This window comes from Chryseobacterium sp. ON_d1 (assembly GCF_006829085.1).
In the GTDB taxonomy this organism is placed as follows: domain Bacteria; phylum Bacteroidota; class Bacteroidia; order Flavobacteriales; family Weeksellaceae; genus Chryseobacterium.
In genome coordinates, this window is record NZ_BJTC01000002.1 from 382,189 (window position 1) to 403,717 (window position 21,529).

General features: G+C 36.9%; 16 protein-coding genes. 2 read left to right on the top strand and 14 right to left on the bottom strand.

Features of this window, described 5'->3' with window-relative positions:
- Positions 1-14: 14 nt before the first annotated feature.
- From CRS_RS05180 to CRS_RS24345, 5 genes are all read right to left on the bottom strand, one after another.
- Positions 15-1,253, bottom strand: a complete 1,239-nt coding sequence (locus CRS_RS05180; protein ID WP_142723003.1) for a hypothetical protein — start codon at positions 1,251-1,253, stop codon at positions 15-17.
- 90 nt (positions 1,254-1,343) lie between these two features.
- Positions 1,344-2,336, bottom strand: a complete 993-nt coding sequence (locus CRS_RS05185) for a phosphotransferase (RefSeq protein WP_142723004.1) — start codon at positions 2,334-2,336, stop codon at positions 1,344-1,346.
- A gap of 76 nt (positions 2,337-2,412) precedes the next feature.
- Positions 2,413-3,570: an alpha/beta hydrolase-fold protein gene (locus CRS_RS05190; RefSeq protein WP_142723005.1), complete on the bottom strand. Its 1,158-nt coding sequence runs from the start codon at positions 3,568-3,570 to the stop codon at positions 2,413-2,415.
- Between the two features lie 145 nt (positions 3,571-3,715).
- Complete coding sequence (locus CRS_RS05195; protein ID WP_142723006.1) at positions 3,716-5,209, bottom strand: BspA family leucine-rich repeat surface protein; 1,494 nt, start codon at positions 5,207-5,209, stop codon at positions 3,716-3,718.
- 475 nt (positions 5,210-5,684) lie between these two features.
- Positions 5,685-5,969 (bottom strand): hypothetical protein, encoded by a 285-nt coding sequence (locus tag CRS_RS24345; RefSeq protein WP_002979306.1) that lies wholly within the window; start codon positions 5,967-5,969, stop codon positions 5,685-5,687.
- 448 nt (positions 5,970-6,417) lie between these two features.
- Between CRS_RS24345 and CRS_RS05205 the strand changes: the two genes are divergently transcribed.
- The gene (locus tag CRS_RS05205; protein ID WP_142723007.1) at positions 6,418-7,206 is read left to right on the top strand and encodes a LexA family transcriptional regulator; all 789 of its coding nucleotides are present in this window, start codon (positions 6,418-6,420) and stop codon (positions 7,204-7,206) included.
- Positions 7,207-7,290: 84 nt separating this feature from the next.
- On the opposite strand, the gene xth is transcribed toward CRS_RS05205, so the two are convergent.
- Positions 7,291-8,070 carry an exodeoxyribonuclease III gene (xth, locus tag CRS_RS05210; protein ID WP_142723008.1) on the bottom strand — a complete coding sequence of 260 codons (780 nt, stop codon included), beginning with the start codon at positions 8,068-8,070 and terminating at the stop codon, positions 7,291-7,293.
- Positions 8,071-8,260: 190 nt separating this feature from the next.
- On the opposite strand from xth, the gene CRS_RS05215 reads away from it, so the two are divergent.
- Positions 8,261-9,493, top strand: coding sequence for a YaiO family outer membrane beta-barrel protein (locus CRS_RS05215; protein WP_142723009.1), 1,233 nt, complete (start codon positions 8,261-8,263; stop codon positions 9,491-9,493).
- Here the strand turns inward: CRS_RS05215 and CRS_RS05220 are convergent.
- The 8 genes from CRS_RS05220 to msrB form a co-directional block, all read right to left on the bottom strand.
- Positions 9,490-12,927 carry a sulfatase-like hydrolase/transferase gene (locus tag CRS_RS05220; RefSeq protein ID WP_142723010.1) on the bottom strand — a complete coding sequence of 1,146 codons (3,438 nt, stop codon included), beginning with the start codon at positions 12,925-12,927 and terminating at the stop codon, positions 9,490-9,492. The two genes, CRS_RS05215 and CRS_RS05220, sit on opposite strands and share 4 nt — an antisense overlap.
- A complete protein-coding gene (locus CRS_RS05225; RefSeq protein ID WP_142723011.1) occupies positions 12,921-13,988 on the bottom strand; it encodes a HEAT repeat domain-containing protein in 1,068 nt (355 codons plus the stop codon). Before CRS_RS05225 ends, CRS_RS05220 begins: the two co-directional genes overlap by 7 nt.
- A gap of 9 nt (positions 13,989-13,997) precedes the next feature.
- The gene (locus tag CRS_RS05230; RefSeq protein WP_142723012.1) at positions 13,998-14,354 is read right to left on the bottom strand and encodes a response regulator transcription factor; all 357 of its coding nucleotides are present in this window, start codon (positions 14,352-14,354) and stop codon (positions 13,998-14,000) included.
- A gap of 12 nt (positions 14,355-14,366) precedes the next feature.
- Complete coding sequence (locus tag CRS_RS05235; protein ID WP_142723013.1) at positions 14,367-18,272, bottom strand: response regulator; 3,906 nt, start codon at positions 18,270-18,272, stop codon at positions 14,367-14,369.
- 396 nt (positions 18,273-18,668) lie between these two features.
- Positions 18,669-19,484, bottom strand: coding sequence for a ferritin-like domain-containing protein (locus CRS_RS05240; RefSeq protein ID WP_142723014.1), 816 nt, complete (start codon positions 19,482-19,484; stop codon positions 18,669-18,671).
- A 24-nt stretch (positions 19,485-19,508) separates the two neighbouring features.
- Positions 19,509-20,219, bottom strand: coding sequence for a ferritin-like domain-containing protein (locus CRS_RS05245; RefSeq protein WP_142723015.1), 711 nt, complete (start codon positions 20,217-20,219; stop codon positions 19,509-19,511).
- Between the two features lie 79 nt (positions 20,220-20,298).
- Positions 20,299-20,868, bottom strand: a complete 570-nt coding sequence (locus CRS_RS05250) for a fasciclin domain-containing protein (RefSeq protein WP_123842300.1) — start codon at positions 20,866-20,868, stop codon at positions 20,299-20,301.
- 117 nt (positions 20,869-20,985) lie between these two features.
- The gene (msrB, locus tag CRS_RS05255; protein ID WP_142723016.1) at positions 20,986-21,501 is read right to left on the bottom strand and encodes a peptide-methionine (R)-S-oxide reductase MsrB; all 516 of its coding nucleotides are present in this window, start codon (positions 21,499-21,501) and stop codon (positions 20,986-20,988) included.
- Positions 21,502-21,529: the final 28 nt, after the last annotated feature.

Genomic DNA, 21,529 nt, shown 5'->3' on the forward strand with positions numbered 1-21,529 from the left:
TGCCAACAAGTCTCTTACCTGTTAAATGGATATTCATTAACCCAATGAAAACCTCTTTTGTTTAACGGATAATCTTCTTTTTTCTTTCTTGTCGTTTTTATTTTTACAAATTCACTGCCCTTATTGCCCGAAAAAATGATTGTATCTTTTTGAACACGGTAATGCAGGTAAGCATATATGTTCTGTTCATCTGTTTTACGAAGTATAAGTGTTTTTTTTCCAGTATCTAAGAAACTTTGAAATGCTTTAATACTGTCATTATTAAGAATTATATTTGTCCGCCCCGGATAACTGATTAATATTTTTTTCCAGCCCATAGAGTCATTGCAGGGTATTTCCTGGTTATTGATAATATATTGATTAATAGTATAGGCACCCTCCATTGGGACAGCCGGAGGGGTATAGAACAATGCTGATGAAGAACTCGATATAAAAAAAGCCATTACAAGCCATTTGAATGCAGTAAGTGTAATTCTCTTCCATTTTTTGTCGGAGGTTCTTTTTTGAAAACGTAATTGCGATGGCTGATGCAATACAAAAAAACGATATAAAGCAATGGCATCCCCACTTACAATAAAGAAGCAAAATAAAACAATATGACTGGAAAATATTTTTACTGGTACATCATAAAAGAAATTCAACAGCGCTACATTGATCATGACCGTCATGGAAAAAAGTGCGCCAAAAGTTTTGGTTCTCCTGAAAAGAAGCAAAAGCCCACCTATAACTTCCAGTAATCCGGAAACAAATGTATAACCAGTGGAAGCTCCCATCATAGTCCATACCACCCCCATTGGCGACATATCTCCCACTCTTTCTTCCAGTCTGCCAATTGTATTGGCGGGGAACTGCCCGTCGTGCAGTTTGGCAAAACCATATGAAAGCATGATCATAGCTACATAATAGCGTGCGACTACCACCGTAAACCAATGCAAGTCTTTAAATGTCCGCTGTTTTTTATCTGCAAGAAGTATAACGAGTGCAGCCACTACCGCTAAGCCAATATTTACAAGCACTATCCAATAATCTAATGTTGTATCGCCGCTGCCAGTCATTGTAATATATTCTACCTGTGTTTGCTGAAAAACATTTTTACACAACCACAAGACTCCACTCTTATGTATTCCTGCTAAAGGCGAAAACTGAGAGGTAAAAATAAAAAGATACCCATAAGAAATAACAAACAAATGCAGGAAACTTAGTACAGCATTATGCTTTCTCTGATTAGGAAAAGTGATGGGTTTTGTATTCATATTAACAATATTTATTTAAGATAAGAAAGCTTGCATTAATCATATAAATTTTTAGATTGTTTTTGATATTTTGGGTGAAATTTAAAAGTACTATTTTACCTCAATTTTATGATAAGCAATCCATCGTTTGAGATTGCCCACCATTCTTTTTAAATGATCTTCATTCAGGAAAATATTGGTCCAATATTCAAATCTGTCGCACTGAACACTTATATAATAGTTCATAATAGCCAGACATGCGTAAGGTAAAAGCTTTTTTTCTTCATCATTAATTTTAGTGACAGTTTCATAGCCTCTTATGAAATGATCTGCTTTTGCTTCATACTCCTCTTCGTTCAGATGGGTTGTAAATAGCTGAAATAGAAAATAAGAAATATCAAAGCATAAATAACCATTACCACAAAAATCAAAGTCAAAAAAAGTGATTTCTTTTTCGTTATCAATATGTAAATTATCAAACCAGACATCAAGATGAACCGCTCCATATCTCATTTTCTGCAGGTCTGTATTTTCCATTTTTAGCGTTAAAAAATCGGAAAGACTTTCTAAAAATTGAATTTCGGTCGTGTTTTTACAATAGAAATTTTTTGTCCTTACAACAGGATTCTTAAGCAGGTTTTGAGCATTGTAAGACATTCTCATCAGTTCTACATGTTCTGTTGATTGATGAACTTTAGCTAGTGCCTGCCCAATTAGAAAGCTGGTTTCCGGTGAGAATTTTACTGTTTTTATACCCTTAGCATATGAAAATAAAACGCCGAATCTTGTTCCTTCTGGAGCTTCAATTTTCTGAATAAAATTGTTTGATTGATCTGCTATGGGAAAAGCAACTTGTCGGTCTGCTTCTTTCAGATGGTTGAGAAGTCTTAATTCTTCTTGAATTTCTAATTCGGTTCGCCAATCATGAGTATACACTCTAAAAACGTATTTGTTTTCGCCATCATGAACGATGTATAAATGGTTCATCGCAAGCCGGAAGATCCTGCATTCCATGTTGTCGGTTAGTCCATATTTTTCTTGAATAAGTTGACCAAGTCTATCAGGTGAAAGCGTGCTGTTTATTGTCGGAAATTTCTCTGTCATGTAATTCTCGTTCGTAGCTGGTTATAGCTTGTGCAATTTCGTTAACATTTTTCGATTTTACACCTATTACATCCATTTATTTAACTATTTCGTGCAATTCCATTTCTAAATCCTTCTTTTCCTTTTCTGTATAAAATTCAGAATTTGCTAATGAAATATTGAATTCTTTAACAGTTGCAGAGTAATCCTGTTTTAGTAAGATTTTAGCCTTTATAATATTTAAATAAGCCTCTGAAAAATTTGGATAATAATCTATAAGGATTTTCCAGGCCTGAATAGCTTTATTATATTGCTTTTCATTATAAAATGCCCATCCTTTTCCATTTAAAATACCCAATGAAAAATTTAGATTAATGCCGTAATTGGAGCGTATTTCCTTATCCAATGATGATTTAATGCTCAAGTCTGTTTGCTTATTTGATATATACTTTGACTGAATGGCGGACCAATCTTCAAATATCTCGTAAAGAGCTGTATTAATAAGTAAGCCTGGCGTTGCATTATGATCTGCTTTTTTAAACTCATATCCTTTCATATCCAGAAAAGGATTGTTAATTTTCTTAATGATGGAATCCATCTTCAGGAAATCTTCGGGATAGTCGTTTCCGATTCCATAGCGATAATATTTTTTTGTATGAAAAGAGCGCTTACTGAATTGATTTATAGAATCTGTTAAGTCAACATTTTTCTGAGTAAAAAATGGGCTCATAGAAATAATTCCATTCAAATCATTTATTCTAGAATTCAATAATGAGGTTGTAAAATACCCATATCTGGAATGACCAATTAACACTCTAAAAGAAGAGGCTTTGTACTCTCTTTCAGCTAATGGGATAAGTTGTTCAAAAATAAATTTTTCATTCTCCTGTGCAAGGCCTTTGGGATCAGAAATTTTATACTGTGTTTCAAGATAGCGGTATCTTTGTTCTGATTCAATGCTTATTACGATAGAGGAAGGAATCTGTTCATTACTCGTTAAATAGTCAATGGTATTGAGAATATAATGATTACTTCTTTTATTTTGCCGATCAAATACAATAATTAATGGGAATTTGTTCCCGGACTTCTTTTGCCATTCTATGGGAACTATTACAGAAATCTTTTTCTCAAATCCCAGACTTGTTGATTTTACTATTGTGTCTTTTAGTCTTTTATATCTTTCATAGTTCTGGGCAAGCAGTGAAGACGTTGCTGAAGTGAAAACTAAAAGAAAGAGTAAGTACTTTTTTATCATGGATATCAGTTAAGACTCAAATTTACGGATTGTGTTCATATAAAATTTGCAATGATGGTAATGTTGTTCGATTTTTTCCATAAAAAGCTCCAAAATCTTTAGATTTTGGAGCTGACTTTAAACAGACAGCCTTTCAGCTGATTTATTATTGCTTGGTGATTTTATTGAAAAAAGTATCACCTTTAAAGATATAGTCTCCTGAAGGATATTCAGTAAGATCGATGGTATTTTTCCCTTTTCTAAACAATATGTTTTTAATGAGGTTACCGTTATTATCATATAAATAAACATTTTCATCTACTGAGGATTCCACGTTGATCACTCCTGTCGTTGGATTAGGATACACGGAAGTTTTCGTTTTTGGGGAAACTTCTCTTGATGACAGATAACAACCGGAAATATAGGAATCTCCAATAATATTAAAGCCTTTGTTGATGAGTTGGGCTCTGGCAAGCATCGCTTGTGGTGTAGAATAAACCAATCCTGTTGCATCTATAACTCCGGACGTTATTGTCGAATTCGCCCAGGTAGGATTATTATTCAAAGCGATGAGAAAATTGCTGTAATTCGTACATGATAAGCCGACATTTTTAAATCCAAAATAGATTGAATTCCAGCTGAAGTTCTGAAGCTTGATATTCCATGAAGAAATATCCTGGTCAAAATGTGAAGCACCTGCAAACATATTAAATCCAGCAAAATAATCAATCTTACTTACATCCCAGTTTCTGATGGGCTGATTGAATGACACTGCATTTTCAAACATATGCTCAAAATCTGTCACTTTACCTGTATTCCAGTTATCAAGTGGCTGATTAAATGCTGCTGCATTATAGAATGTATAGCGGAAATTAGTCGCATTTTCTGTATTCCATGAATTTAATGGCTGGTTGAAAGCTGTGGCATCTGCAAACATGGAGGAGAAATCAGTTCCGGATGCTGTGTTCCAGGCGGAAATATCTTGATTGAAAGAAGTGGCAGAGGAAAACATGCTGCTGAAATTGGTTACTTTTGAGGTATCCCAGTTTCCTATATTCTGATTAAACAGCGTTGCTCCGCTGAACATACCGCTCATATCCGTAATATGGTATGGATTCCAGTAAGAAAATGAAGTATGACCTGTCAAAGATGAACAGTTAAGAAACATTTGTGATAAACTGGTTATCTGTGTCATATCAGGAGTATCTGCAGCCGTTACATTAAGATTGGGACAATTGGCGAATGCTCTGTCGAATTGCTGAAGCCATGTTGTATTTCCCCACTGGCTGAGTTCTATGAGTTCCTGATTTCCACCTGGAGGCATGATGTCGGTATTGGCCCTGAAACCGTAAAATAATCCGTTACCGCTGGATACTTTTAATTCGTAAGTGGCCTGCAGAGGATCTGGATGGAATGATGGCCCAAAATATATGAGTAAAGGCTCATTGCTGCTGGAGTTTACATAATCAAACATCCCGTTATGCTCAGGATATCCTACTTCTTCCCAGTGAATGGTGTAATCGGTTCCTGTGCCGCCGAATCTTATTGAATGATCAATGATGCCGTTGGCATTGGGTTTCCAGATAGTAGTAAATTCATTCTGCGCATAGGAAATGCAAAATAAAAGGAGAAAAATGATTATTAGTTGTTTTTTACACATAAATTAAAAGAGGTTTTGTTAGGTTAAAAATTGGGTTTAGTAAGACAAATAATTTCCCGGGATTCTTTATCTTATCTCTAATACAAAGGTACTTACGCGCAGCGACAGAACTCGTCGTGTTATAATTTAATGGCTTGTTTTTTAAGTTTTTTTGATATAAAAAAACGCTGAAAATTACCCGGAAATGATAATGACACAATTTGTATTGTAATGCTTTTTTGATAAGAAAAGATGCCATAGAAACATTGGCAAATGCGGACTAAGTAAAGGAAAAATGAGGGTGTTATTCAGCAGTTTTTATAGATTACAGCAAATACAGACCTGGTTAAAACTCTTCATACCTACCATGTTGATAATAAGTTGCTGAAATGATCGGAAATAAAGAAATAAATATTCTTAAAGAAATTATGGACTAAGGGCATAAAAAAACCGCTCTTTTCAGAGCGGTAAATTTTTAATGTCAATTGTTTGCTGATTAGCAAGTAGAACCGCACTCAAGTAATTTGATGTGGATTACACCATTAACAACACATTGTGTCTGGCATAAAGCGTTAGTTACAACAGTGCTTACACCGCCTACTACTCCACCTACTGTAGATCCTACGCCAGTTACAACACCACCAACGATAGTACCTACACCGCCTACTACTCCACCAACTACACCTCCTAGTCCACCTAGAAGTCCGCCGATTGGATCTAGTAATCCGTTACCTGAAATAGCTTTTAATTCGTTTCTGTCCAATTTTTTTAAGTTTTTCATAACTATAATTTTATATGATTATTACATCACGAATATATGAATAATAATTATACAATTGCAAATTATTTTCAATAAATTAATTATATGTTCTTATTATTTAATATTTCATTAATATAAATGTATTTTAATAAAAATATGATTTTCACTTATATGTGATTGATTTACTATTTGTTAAAAATAATAACTCAATTTGTGAAATTTAGAGTTATTATTTTTGTACTAAATTTAGATTATTTATAAATATTATTTAATGCTTGAAACTGCTTCTGTATAGGCACAAAAATCAACTTTGACTGTAAAAAACTGAACCGTTCGAGGCATGAAAGTTCTCTCATTGTAATAAAAACAGATGTCATCTGGTAGGATTTGCCTATATATTGCAGTAAAAGCCGCTTCGTTGATGGATAACGCTGTCAAATTTTGTATTTTTGCTGACATACTTTTATCAATGTCAGTTTTTTCAAATAATATACGCTTTTTAAGAGCCAGAAGAAAGCTCTCCCAACAGAATGTAGCCAATGAATTAATGATTTCAAGAGTCCGGTATTCAAAATATGAAAACGGAATCTCAGAACCTCCTATTGAGCTGCTCATAAAAATTTCCAAGTATTTTCATGTAAGCATCGATCTCATGTTGTCTGTAGATCTGGAAAAGCATCCTATGGATGAAATGCTGAAACTTCCGGATAACAGGATTGTTCTTCCGGTTGCGGTAGATACTCATGGGAATGATACGATAGAAATTATTCCTCAGAAAGCCTCTATGGGGTATCTTGAGGGATATAGTGATGTGGAATACATAGAAAGTCTTCAGCGTATTGCGCTTCCTTTTCTTAACAATGGAAAATACAGGGCCTTCCCTGCAGATGGAGATTCTATGCCTCCGTTCAGAAACGGTTCTTATATTGTAGGAAAATATGTAGAGGGAATCAATGAACTGAAAGAAGGTAAAACCTATGTTTTTGTTACATTAAACGATGGTATTACCTACAAACGATTTAAAGAAAGAAAAGAAAATGCAATCTGTGTAAGCGCTGACAATTCTTTTTATGAGCCTTACGATATCCCCTTCGAAGAAGTGGTAGAAATCTGGCAGTATGCTTCAGGAATTTTTCCGGAAGATTTTGAACCAGGTGATTATGAAAGCTATAATTTCAAAGAAATGTTCCGGGAACTGAGACAGGATATCAAAGATCTCGATAAAAAGATTTCAGGACGCCGCCGCAAACAGTTATAAGTTATAATAATCAACCTCTTATCATAAAAAGCTCCTGTTAAGAAAATCAGGAGCTTTTTATATATTATATGCCTGTTTATACAGTTACAACTCATCGGAAAGTTCAATCCATACAGGAGCATGATCACTGCTTTTCTCCCATCCGCGTACATGGCTGTCTACTCCACCATTTTGTAACCGGGATTGCAGATAAGGATTTAATAAAATATGATCCAGCCTTATCCCGGCATTTCTATCGTAAGCTTTATATAAATAATCCCAGAATGTATAGATTTGTTCTTCCGGATAAAGACTTCGGATAGAATCCAGCCAGCCTTTTTTCTGAAGATCTTTAAATGCTTTTCTTACTTCTGTCCGGTATAATGCATCATTTTCCCAGCGTTCCGGTTTATACACATCAATAGGTTCCGGGATAATATTAAAATCGCCGATGAGGATCGCAGGAAGTTCCATTTCGATAAGTTCATCGGTCCGTTTTTTAAAGCGTTTGAGCCAGGATAATTTATATTCAAATTTAGGCCCGGGATAAGGATTTCCGTTGGGAAGATACAGACAGCATACCACCATCTGATCAATAATAGCTTCTATATAGCGACTTTGGATATCCTCAGGATCCCCTGGTAAAGATCTTTGTACTTCTGTAATTTCTCTGTTTTTCGCAAGAATAGCTACTCCATTCCAGCTTTTCTGGCCGTTCCAGATGGCCTGATATCCTGCATTATTAATATCCTGTAAAGGAAAGCGTTCCTGGGGGGCTTTCAATTCCTGAAGACAGACAATATCCGGTGAAGCTTCTTTCAGCCATTTCAATAAAACAGGCAGACGGCCGTTGACTCCGTTCACATTATAAGTAGCTATTTTCATGATGAAGGTTTTTAGAAATTAATTCTTTTTTAATTACGACAATAATTATTCCATCATAAATATCTATTAGTTGGTATTTTATGAAATAATAATCTTAAAAAAATAAGTTTTGATGAATAATCTCTGGGCTGTGAGGTAAAAGTTCAATATATTTGTGATACAAGATGTAGCTCATTAATACTAAACCTCAATGAAAAGATATCCGACCTTTTTATTAGCATTACTTTTTCCTATTACTATGTATGGACAGCAGAACCTCACTGCTGACGAATTGTTTCTTAAAGCCCGTACCACTGCTTTTGAACAGAAAGATTATACTACATCTATAGCGCTGGCAAAAGAGGCCCTGGAAAAAGCACCCAATTATACAGATATCACAGTTTTTCTGGGCAGATTATATACGTGGAACAAAGATCTGGCTGCAGCAAGAGCTGTATTTGAAGATCTTGGAAAAAGAGAGGTTCGGGATGAAGATTATTTCCTGGCCTATGCCTCATTGGAATATTGGAACGACCAGAATACAAAAGCTATTGAAATTATTGATAAAGGACTTTCCTATCATTCTAAATCTGAGGCATTACTGCTGCTGAAGGCGAAAGTCTATTTTGGTATGGATAATTATGAAGAAGCTGACAACGCTGTAAAGACTCTTTTATCTATCAATCCTAAAAATACGGAGGCAAGAGCCCTTGCAGTGAGAATAAATGATCTTTCCTCTAAAAATGCGGTTGGAATTGTTTATAATTATTCCCATTTTGACAAGCAGTTTGATAACGACTGGCATATTGTGGGAGTAAGCTATAAAAGAGTGACCCCTATTGGTTCTGTGATCCTTCGCGGTAACTATGCCAATAAATTTGCACAGGGCGGTACACAGATTGAGCTGGAAGCTTATCCACGACTTTCCAAAATGTTTTACCTGTACGTTGGTGGTGGATATTCTGATGATGTCGGTCTGTTTCCGAAATACCGTACCGGGGTTTCTTTAAATGCCAATCTTCCCCACAGCTTTGAAGCAGAATTAGGATACCGTCAACTGTATTTCAGTAACAGTATATGGATGTATACGGCTTCTGTAGGAAAGTATTATAAAAATTTCTGGTTCAACCTGCGTACTTATATTACGCCTGACAGTAAGAATATTTCACATTCTTATACAGGAACGGTACGGTACTATACCAAAGGTGCCCAGGATTATTTTGCTTTTCAGATAGGAACAGGAATCAGCCCTGAAGAAAATCGTAATAACCTCTTGGAAAATGAGACTTTTAAGCTTAAGACTTTTAAAGTGGGTGCTGAATATAATTTTTCATACCGCACCAACCTTTTTTCAGTGGGAACCATGTACTATAATCAGGAATTCCGTCCGGGTGAGAAAGGAAATCAGTTTGATATCACTTTAGGCTATACCAGAAAGTTTTAAAATTTTGACTTTGTTTTCTTCTTAAAGTTCACCATGACTGAGTCAGGCATCAGCTTTTTCGTAGCATAAAACTTTGCATTCATACTTTTGTACTGATTGAACCTGTCATTGATCTTACCCATAGCTGCTGCATCATTTGAAGGATCTTCTTCCAGGTTTTTAAGCGTAAAAAGCTGTCCGTCATGAATATAATACTTTTCAGATACGAAATCAATAAGCTGGTTTTTACTCTGCATCATTGGGATTCCGGCTTTGTTTATCTCGGAATCTGCTGAAAATCCTCTTCCTACCCATGTTACTGTAGAAGGCGTACTGATGTTATAATTATTTCTGTAGTAAGCTAAAATGGAAGGTGCAATATCAAAATGGCTTACGGTCTTATAAAAACGTTTTGATTCCTTCAGCAGTGGCGAATAGATCATCAGGGGTACATGGTACCTGTCAATTTTAGACTGTAGCGTAATTTCAGGCATACTGTGATCTCCTGTGATGACAAAAATAGTATTGCTGAAGTCCGGGCGTTTGCTGTAATTTTCAAAGAAACCTTTAATGGCATCATCGGCATTCAGTACTGAAATGAGCTGGTTTTTGTGAGCAGCAGCCCATTTTTTCTGTTCGGGAGCTAAAATCCCTGAATTCAGCCTTTGATTGTACAGCTTTTCATAATAATCTTTATTGTTGATTAAAAAAGGGTTATGGGTTGAAAGCGTAAGAATCATATTGAAATACGGCTGATTCTGTGGTTTTTGCTGCTGCTGCATTTTACCAAAAACAGCCTGGTCTTCATATCCCCAGCTCTCCCCGTTGTTGGCAGGCAGCTTACGGTAAGGACTGCTGAATGAAGACTCATCCACAATATGATCTACTCCGCTGTATTCCAGGAACTCACGGTAACGGTCAAATGATACATGACCTCCATAATAAAACCCTGTTTCAAATCCATTGGCTTTAAAGATATTATAAAGATTGAAGTTTTCCGGAGTTTTTTCTATTTCAAGGAACCCGTTTTTCCCGAAAGGAAGTGATCCTGTCAATGATGGCAATGCTCCGAATGTTCTTCCTGCCGAGCTTAAGCTGTTTTCCCAGTACAGGCTTTTATTGGAGAGAGAATCAAGATAAGGAGTAAAATTACCTATATACCCTTTCGGGGAAGTATAGGCATGCCCGAAACCTTCCATTACAAGGAAAACGAGATTGGGAACTGTCTTAGATGTATTGAAATAAGATCCTAAAAAGTCCGGTGTGTTTTCTTTTCTCCAGAACGGAAAGTTTTTATTGATCATTTCTGCGCTGGCTGTAAAATCATCCTTACCACTCAATAGTTCATTCAGTTCCGGGTGATCACTGATGAAATTATCTTCATTGGATTTAAAGAAATAAGCCCATTTACTTTTTGCTGCATTTTGATTGAACTCACTTTCTGAGCTCAGAATTTTGGATCCTACGATATCAGAAGGAATAAAAAAGGCTGCTACTCCCAATACGGATATTATCAATCCCGGATACATTGATTTTAAAGTGGTTTTGCCGGCAATCCATAAAGGGACAAAAGAACCGGTGATCAAAATTCCCAGTAATGCAAAGTTCTTGAAGTTGAGCATTCCGCTCGCCTGTAAGATCTGTTTTATTTCATCTTTGCTGTAATATAAAATGTCTGCACCTAATACGTTGCGGGTTTCAGAAAAATAAAGGAATAAGATATATTGAGTAACAGCTGCAATAAGCAGGGTTACAATCCCCAGGGTTCTTGCCCATCCTTCTTTGATGAAATTGATGATCAGATAAATAAATCCGGTACAGAAGGTAAACCTGAGGGCAAATAAAATATTTTCTACGAAAAGATGACCAATAATGGCTGGAGTTTCAAATTTTGGAAAGATATATTTGTACCATAATGATTCTGCAACGACTCCTACCAAAAATAAAGCAAAGAAAACCAATGCCAGCATTCCCCACTTTTTAAGCCCCACCTGAAGAATAGCGTATATTCTTTCTTTCAGAGGTAAATTCTGTGTACTTTGATTGAAGCCTTGTCTGGTCATTTCACCCCAGCCGTGCGATTTTTTGAAATAATCTATAAACCCGTTTACTCCTGCTTTCACCACAATAGGATGGAAATAAAAAGGTTCGGAAAAGGCAGTGAAGATCAATCTAAGAAAATCTTTTCTTTTGGTATAAACCTGATGACTCACCAGATCTACCAGTATGGCATAGATGGAATACAGAAATCCCATTGAGATCACCAAAGCAAAAAGAACTACAAAAAACGTCCAGTTGATAATGCCCAGCAATAAAAAAATGATAAAGATGATATACCCTGAAAATTCAACAAGCGGACCCAGGAATTCAAAGAAGAACCAATATGGAAGACTGATCATTCCCAATTTTCTGTATTTCGGATTGAACATCAGTTTTCTGTGTTTCCAGAGGGTTTCCATTGTTCCGCGCATCCATCTGTTCCGTTGTTTTCTGAGAATATCTTTGGATTCCGGAACCTCTGTCCAGCACAGAGGATCAGGGATCGTAAGCACTTCATAGGGCTCATTCTTTTCCTCCATGTATTTTCTCATCCTTACCACCAGCTCCATATCCTCTCCCACTGTGTTTTTATCATAACCACCGCATTCCAGTACGATTTTTCTGTCAAATACACCGAAGGCACCGGAGATCAGAATAAGGCCGGATGCACGGGACCAAGCCATACGCCCGAGTACGAAAGCCCTTATATATTCCAGTGCCTGGGTTCTTCCCAGAAGGGTTTTGGGCATATTTACACTAACCACTTTTCCGTTTTCAATAACGCAATTGTTGGCCAGACGAATCACTCCACCGCAGGCGATGAACTTTTTATCGGTCTGCTCCAGCATCGGTTTTGCCAGTTTTAAAATAGAATCCTGCTCCAGGATACAGTCGACATCAATACAAACCAGATATTCACCGGAAGAAATATTTACGCCAACGTTTAAAGCATCTGCTTTTCCACCATTTTCTTTATCAACAACAATAAGCTTTTTAAAGGCGGGATTTTTACTTTTATAAACTCCTCTTACTGTTTTGGTTTCTATTTTTCCCTGAATAAAATAAGCCATAGATTCCAGCTCATACGCTTCAATCAGCTTTTGTATGGAATCATCTTTACTTCCGTCATTGACAATAATGATTTCCAGATTATGGTAATAAAGGGATAACAGGGATCGTACATTTTCCACAATGGTCATCCCTTCATTATAGGCTGGTGCTATCACACTGAAAACCGGAGCATTGGGATTGGCCGCAATAATGCTGTAATCTGTAAATGTATTTTCTTTTTTATAACGCAGTACAGCACCCAGGGCATAAATTCCTATCCAGCCATAAATAAGGGTTACCGCTGTTCCGTAAATAAGAAACAGCCAAATAACAACTTCATAGATGATATGTGAAAATTCTAACATACTTTTTCCTGCAATGCGTATTTAATAATTTGAATTAATTCTTCAGAAGTGGTTTCCTGTTGGGATATTTCTGCCAGATAATCCTGTTTTTCGAGTGCACATAAAGCTTCTGCTGCACATACTTTTACCCCTGAATCAGACGTATTCAACAATTGATCTTTCAGAAAATCCGTACTGCATTGATCTTTTGACTTTTTTATGACTCTAAGGATCTCTTTCTGAACCTCAGTGGGCTGGTCAGGATATACCTCCATAAGATGGGCAATGGTAGACGGGTTTTCCAATGATAATAAAGTCTGAACTGCCTGTATCCTTACTTCCGAAGAGGGATGCTCCAGCAAATCGATTACGGAAGAATAGAGAGATAACATCTGAAATTTTCTTAACAGCTTAAGGGTAAAAATAACTACGGAATCATTAGAGCTTTCCATCCAGCTTTTAATTGTATCGCCAGAGTTCTCGGGAATATGAGTAATTGAAATAAGCAGACGAAGCTGCTGCCATTCTGATATCTTGGATGTTATGCTGTTCAGAAAATGAAGTCCTTCGAATCCTTTGAAGTGAACCATTGCATATTGCGCTTCCTGATAAACCTGAGCTGAAGGATGGCTTAAAAATGTTGAAATTTTTGGTAATGCATCTTCTACATTCATGGCTGTAAGTTCCTGTATGCCCCCTGCTATTAAATGTATCTTTTTTTGATGTAATTTTTTTAAAGCTTCTTCCTGAAGACCATACTCCCGAAATAAGTCTTTCAGCTTTTCCTGCGCTGCTCCGGAAAATTTCTTTTCGGATTCTGCCAGTTTCTGAAGGAACAGATTTCTGAATAAGGGACTGCCGGAAGCTTCTGAAAAGTTGCTGTCTGCAGATATTTTTTCTTCACCATACACGATGACTTCTGATATTCTTTTATTGATGACTTCTGACCATCTGGACGCCTGCACAGATTCCCTGTACTGATAAAAGCTGTAGATCAGCACAGCAATGATCAGTAAAAGAACCAGAGACAGCATTCCCAGAAAAACAAGAAAAAGAAAATGCACAGAAGTGGTAAGGAACATGGCGATAGCTTATTTTGAAGAAAATCTTTTAATTCTTAATATCAATTCATTGGGGCTGAATGGTTTTACAATAAAATCAGCTGCTCCGAGGTCAAAAGCATTCAGGACCACTTCTTCCTGCCCCATGCTGGAAAGCATGATCACCGGGATCTGTTTGCCCATGGTTTTGATGGCTGAAAGTATCTCAATTCCGGAGGCAAACGGCATCATAATATCTGTGATAGCCAGATCTACATCCTCAGTTTTAAGGGTTTCAATAGCGTCTTTTCCGTTACGGGTAAGAATCACTTCATGTCCTTCTTTTAATAATTTGTGTTCAATCGTTTTTAGAATCAGTTCGTCGTCTTCGGCGATTAGAATCAGCATAATTTTATTTTTTTATGGTATTAAATTTTTAATTAACTGTAATCCTGTTGTAATCTCTGAGATCATTTCTTTTTGCATGGAATCAAAATCCATCTCAGGTTCTGTTTTCTTTTCCCAGTCGGCAGTACGTTCTGTAAGTTTTACAAGTCCTGCTGTTCCTGCTGTTCCTTTGAGCTTGTGAAGGACCATTTTCAGTACTGTACTGTCTTTTTCCCCTGTGCTTTTTCTGATATTTTCTTCAGCCTGGGTGAGCTCCTGTATCACAAGGTTTAAAAATATTTTTTTGAAATCTTCATCATCATCACCAATGTGTTCATTCAGAAGTTTTATATCAAGGTATTTTTCCTTATCTGAAGAATCTTCATCAGGATCATTTTTTTCATGAAGGATATATTTCTTCAGCATTTCCAGCAGGTCAGACTGTCTTAAAGGTTTAGGCAGGAAGTCATTCATCCCGGAATCCAGACACTTTTCTTTCTCTCCCAATACATTTCCTGCAGTCACACCAATAATCGGAACATCAGCATATTCAGGAAGCAAACGGATTTGTTTCGTCGCTTCAATACCATCCATTACCGGCATTTGAACATCCATTAAAATGATATCGAAAGGTTTTTCTTTACACAGCTCCCATGCCTGAAGTCCGTCAGTAGCTTCTGTCAGCTGTGCATCCGGAATCAATGAGCGCACCATTTTATTATTCAGTACCATATTGACAGGATTGTCATCCACAAGTAAAACCCGGGGAGACTGCATCAATTTAGGAATATCTGTATCCGGCTGTGTATTATGGGTTACTTCTCTTTCAGTATTTTTTACAGCGCGTTTAAGGGTCTTATACAGCTCTTCTGATTTAATAGGTTTTAACAGAAAGTATGAATTGTTTTCCTGACGGAAAGAATTGATCACGTCATGTTCCTCGGAAGACGTGTGGAGAATGATCAGAGGTGATGTCTCATTTTGTTGGCTAAAAAGCTCTTTTATTTTTTCTATTGTTTCCAATCCGGAAATGACGGGCATATGATAATCCATCAGAATCACATCAAAACGTTCTCCTGCAAGCAGGATCTGAAGGGCTTCCATCCCGTTGGCAGCAAGCTTTGAATCCACATTTTTATAAGCAAGCATATGCTGAATGATGATCCTGTTGGCTTCATTGTCATCTACAATCAGTACCTTGTTTATTTTCAGGTCTTCTTCATGACGTTCAGACATCGCATAAGGTACCTGGATGTCAAAGTAGAAAACAGAACCTTTGTGAAGTTCACTTTTCAGCGACAGACTGCTTCCCATATAGTTTAAGATATTATTGGAAATGGTAAGTCCAAGACCCGTTCCTCCGTATCGTTTGCTGATAGAACTGTTTTCCTGGGTGAAAGCATTAAAAATATGCTGTTGCTTTTCTTTGGGAATACCAATTCCGGTATCCCTTACGGAAAATCTCAGGCTAATGTTTTGACTGTCGATATCCAGTTTTTCTACTTTAAGCTCTATCTCTCCCTGTTCTGTAAATTTTACGGCATTTCCGAGAAGGTTGATCAGGATCTGTTTGAGTCTTGATTCGTCCAGCCAGATGGTTTCAGGCAATCCCGGCTCTATATTTAAAAGTAATTCTATATTTTTTTTCTGTGACTGATAAAGAATTACGTTGATCACCTGACTGACAATGTCATATACATTGGCTTTCTCTATGGAAAGATCCATTTTCCCGGATTCTATTTTGGAAAAATCCAGAATATCATTGATGATACTCAGTAAGTTTTCACCGGATTCATTAATGTAATTAAGATATTGAGTCTGTATTTCGTTCAGTGGTGTTTTTAGCAATAGATCCGAAAAACCGATAACCCCGTTCAATGGAGTCCGGATTTCATGACTCATATTGGCAAGGAATTCTGACTTTGCTTTGCTTGCAATGTCGGCCATCTTTTTGGCATTTTTAAGTTCTTTATTGATTTTCACAGAAGCTGTAATATTCTGTGCAGAAACAATAATTCCCCCAATTACATTACTGGAAAGATACCATGGGGTAACTTCTACATTGTAGTGCTGAATAGATTGCCTGCCAGGAATTTCTATAGCCATATCTTCATTTTTATAGGCTTTTCCTGCCAGGGCTTCCTGGTATATTTTTATTCTTTCATCCGGTACATCGGGAGAAATTTTAAACATGTTTTCACCAATGAGCCTGATGTCGTTCATCTGAAACTCGTCTTTCCAGCTTCTGCTCACAGAAAGATAATTAAGATCCTTATCAAACATGGCCACTGTAGAAGGGACATATGTGACAAAAGACTGCAGCATAGCCTCTTTTTTAGCCAGTTCAAGGTAAACTTTTTTAAAATTATCAATATCCTGTATGATTCCGTAGACTCTGGTGCATACTCCTCCTTCAAATTCCGGTATCCCTTTTACTCTTACCCAGATCATCATGCCGTCATTTCGTACCAGCTGTAATTCTTCATCATAGGGAATCCCTTCTTTCACTGCTTTTTCAAATAAAAATTCCAGTTTTTCCCTACTTTTTTCACTGTAGAACCCTAAGGCATTTTCGAGATCAGGCTGAAAATTCTTATCTATTTTATGTATTTCTCTGGTAGATTGTGACCAGACTACGGTATTATTTTTAAGATTGACTTCCCATCCTCCCACCTGGGCGACAGCACTGGTCTGTTCCAGCATCTTTTTGGTATGGACAAGGTCTTTTTCCAGCGTTATTCTTTCCGTAACGTTCAGTGCGGTGCTTACCACATAAGGATTTCCTTCTTTGTTGATTTCCACAAGATTGTGGTACATCCAGATTACTTCTTCACCTCCTTTGGTTTTCAGAATCATGGTTCCGAAATCTTCCTGGTTTTTATTGATCCTCTCCAGATATTGCTCAAGAAGAGGCCAGTTTTTTTCAGGAACAAGATCTTTTAAATTCAGATCTTCTACCTCTTCAGCTGAATATTGCAGGGTTTCCCTTCCTTTTTCATTGACCGCAATGATATTTCCTTCCATATCATGCATGCTCATCAGCCCTATTGCATTTTCAAAAAAGCTTCTGAAACGGCGTTCGGAACTTTCCAGTTTTAACTTTTCTTCAATACGCTGGGTGATATTAATTCCGAAACAAAAAATATCGGAATGGCTCTGCTTCAGTTTTAAATACCATTCAACAATAATGGTTTGTGTATCATTAATAGTGGTAGAAGTTGTAAATGTTACTTCCTCATCTGTATCCGGAAGATTTTTGGCAAGTAATTGAAGCTGGGAATTATGACTTCCTATCAGATCCATGAAGTTATGATTAACGACCTGACTTTTATTCACCTGAAATGCATTTTCAAAAGCCGGATTAACATCTTTCAGCAAAAAGTCTTTGTCCAAAACACAGATGAGATTATTGGAGATTGTAAAGGTCTGCTGAAAGTATTCGGCCTGGATGTTCTTCCTTTTTCCCATCAGAACTTTTGTAATCGCCTCTCCTATTTTTTTAAGGGTTAAAATCTGTTGATCGGTAATCGTTTTTGGTTTGTAATCAATGACACAAATGGTTCCCAGAGCGAACCCTTCATCATCAATCAAAGGTACTCCTGCATAAAAACGGATTCCACCCGCAAGAATAAGCGGATTATCAGAAGATCTTTCGTCTAATAAGGTGTCATTGATGATGACAACATCTCCACTTGCAATAGAATACTGGCATACTGTGTTTTTCCTGTCTACAAAATCCAGGGCAAGTCCTACACAGCTCTGGATAGTCTGGGTCTCACTTTCCATCATGGCAATGAGCGCTGCAGGGCAGTCGGTCACCAGACATGCTGTTTCTGCAAAAATATCTAACTGGGGATCTTTTTGCAGGTTTAAAAGATCAAAAAACTCCAGTTTTTTCATTCGGCCTTCTTCATTTGCAGGAATTGGATATTTCTTCATATGTTATTTCAACAGTTAGAGATTTTTATTTTTTAATTATTAAAAAATGATAATCAGGGCCTTAAAGTTTATATTTTAAACATTTTTAAGTGCTTTAAATTATTATTTTAATAAGTAAACCAAAATACGAAATAATTTTATATTGTATTATAGTTATTTTGACAATAAAAGAATATGTATAGTTATTTTAAATGATTTCAAATGAATTTTAAAGATATAAAGAACTAATGATGATTATGAAAATAAAAAGTACCACATTTAAAATATGGTACTTACAGATGAATCATGAAATTATTTAACAAAGTGTTTTTTTAAGGCCTGACGATCGATTTTTTAAAGTCCATTTCCGGACTTGTCCGGAAATGGACACACCACTTATCATCATCCAAATCACAACTATACTATGAACAGGGAAGCAATCGTTTGTGCATCGCTGCCGCTTAAAATTTCGTCATACGCTGCAGAACCTGCCGCAGCTCCAAATAAGGTTCCTGTATTATAACCCGCCTGATTGATATTGTCTTCTCCGGCATAGACAGGATTGGTTGCTGAAGGCATATTTCCTCCATCGGCAAGTTCAATCCAGCCTTTATTTGCTCTCATTCTTCTCACCTGAGAAGCATGTCTTGCTTCCACAGAATGAATCTGTAAAGCTGCCTGAAGGACTACTTTATTGGACATTACATTTCCTGCCTGTCCCTTATAAGCCCTTACTCCGGTATCTTCAAAAGCCTGGGCAAGAATAAGAAACTGATTATAATCTGTAAAGGGCATAAACTTCCCGCCCGATGTAAAATCAAAAGTAGGTTTATTTCCCGGAGTTGTTCCTAAAGAAGTCAGTGTACTTTTCAGAAAGCCTACATGAGCAGATTCATGCTTTGAGATTTGCATAAAAACGGTTCTGTCTGCATTCGGAATAAGTCCCGGTGTAGATAATCCTATACTGTAATATTCATTTTCAAGATACTCTAGTACTAATGCGAGTTGTAGAGCATCCGTCAGGGTGCTTTTTAATGCAGTGCCTGTCATTGCCGTATGGGTAGTTTCTGCTTTGACAGAGGTAGCCATGAGTGTTCCCAATCCTAGGGGTACTGCAGCAACTGCAGCTTTTTTTCCGAATAATGACATATTCGTAATGGTTTCCAGTCTCGATGCTTCCGTTGTGAAAAATTTATCATGAGAAAGCTTATCCAGTAATCGAAGAATATTCATAATGTGAGTTTTTAAGGTAAGTGATTAGTTAATGCCTCTTTCTTTCCATGTGAAAGGTGTTTTGATGAATGCTCCGGCTGCCGATACGATATCCTTAGGCTCTTTGGCCAGATCAAGTCCGTTAGCATCAATCACATCATCGCCTGAAAAATCAGCTGATCCCGGATTGATTAAATTTCTTATAGCTGAAGCATGTCTCGCTTCCACTGATACTATTTTACCTGCAATAACAAGGTATGCTGCATTGGAGATGTATTTCCCTGCACCGTTATAAGCAGCAACACCTGTATCTTCCAAAGCTTTTGCTGTAGCCAATACAGAATTTCTGTCATTAAAATTTACATTCGGATACTGAAATTCGAGTTTAGGCAGTACATGATCTGTGGCCCCACTGATGGCTGCTTTGAAGAAATCCCTGTGTATCACTTCATGATGGTACAGGTCTGTGAAAAGCTCTTTTTCAATACTGGAAATTCCCATATAGAAATTATTGACTACTTTCGTATAAAAGTCAGCTTCAAGCTGTTCAAGGGCATAGGCGTAATTTAATACTCCTACATCTCCTGTTCCAAGATCATACTTGGATTCTTCAATAATCTGGAAGTCGTCATTGTCGTCACAGCCAATAATGGTAAGGCCTGCGATGGCTAATCCTACTCCACTTAATTTTAGAAAGTTTCTTCTGCTGGTATCAAGGGTAGCTCCCTGATTGGAAACCTGAATTGTTCTTTTCATGCTATTATTTTTTTAGTGTTCGGATGAATAAAGTAAGATAAACAGCATATTCAGTATGCTGTTTACATATTTCAGATGATTAAGGCATTAAAACCGTATCAATGACATGGATCACACCATTGGACTGGTTTACATCAGCAATGGTTACTTTCGCACTGTTTCCTTTAGCATCTTTAATGTAAAGATCTTTTCCTTTAGTCCAGAATGTAAGTTCTTCGCCCTGTACTGTTTTCATCATGCTTTTTCCGTTTCCTGCTTTTACGGCAGCCCAGATTTCTTTGGCACTGTATCTACCCGGAAGAACATGGTAGGTCAAGATAGAAGTAAGCGTTGCCTTATTTTCAGGCTTTACAAGATTTTCTACGGTTCCTTTCGGAAGTTTTGCAAAGGCCGCATCTGTAGGTGCCAATACAGTAAAAGGTCCTGCTCCCTGTAGTGTTTCTACCAGTCCGGCAGCTTTTACTGCTGCTACAAGTGTTTTGTGGTCTTTAGAATTGACGGCGTTCTCAATAATGTTTTTGGATGGATACATGGGGGCTCCTCCCACCATTACCGTTTTTTCTTTCATCGTTTGTGCAGTTACCTTCCCGCTGAATGCAAATGATAAAGCTACCATTGCTAAAACTGTGATTTTTGATTGTGTGTTCATCGTGTTGATTTTTTTATTAATTATATTTATTTGTGCTTTTAATGTCATTTACGAGGTTGGTTTTATTTTAGATTGAAAAAAAATAAAATTTATTTTATATTACTGATTATCAGTTATTTATTTTTTTGATGGAACAAATTCCAGACATATAGAGTTCATGCAGAATCGTTTTCCGGTTGGATTTGGGCCGTCATCAAAGACATGTCCAAGGTGAGATCCACATCTTCCACACAGCACTTCTGTACGCTCCATTTGATGGGAACTGTCTTTTCTGTATTGTACACTGTTTTTACGAAGAGGCTGGTAAAACGATGGCCAGCCGCAGGTAGTGGCAAATTTGGAAGTTGAAAGGAAAAGAGGATTACCACATATTGCGCAGTAATAGGTCCCTTTTTCATCAAATTGATAATACTTTCCTGTAAAAGCTGTTTCTGTAGCTCCTTCTCTTGCGACCTGATAGAGCTCAGGCTTTAATATCTTTTTCCATTCGGTATTGCTTATTTTCAGTGGATTTTTGTCAGTATGCGAATAATAGGGATTTCTGATTTTAAAAAGATTGTTTTGGGCTTTGCAGAATCCGGGAGATACTGCCATACAAAATATCAGTATTGATTTTGAAAGCAACGTTTTCATATTTGAATATTTTTTAATAATTATCATG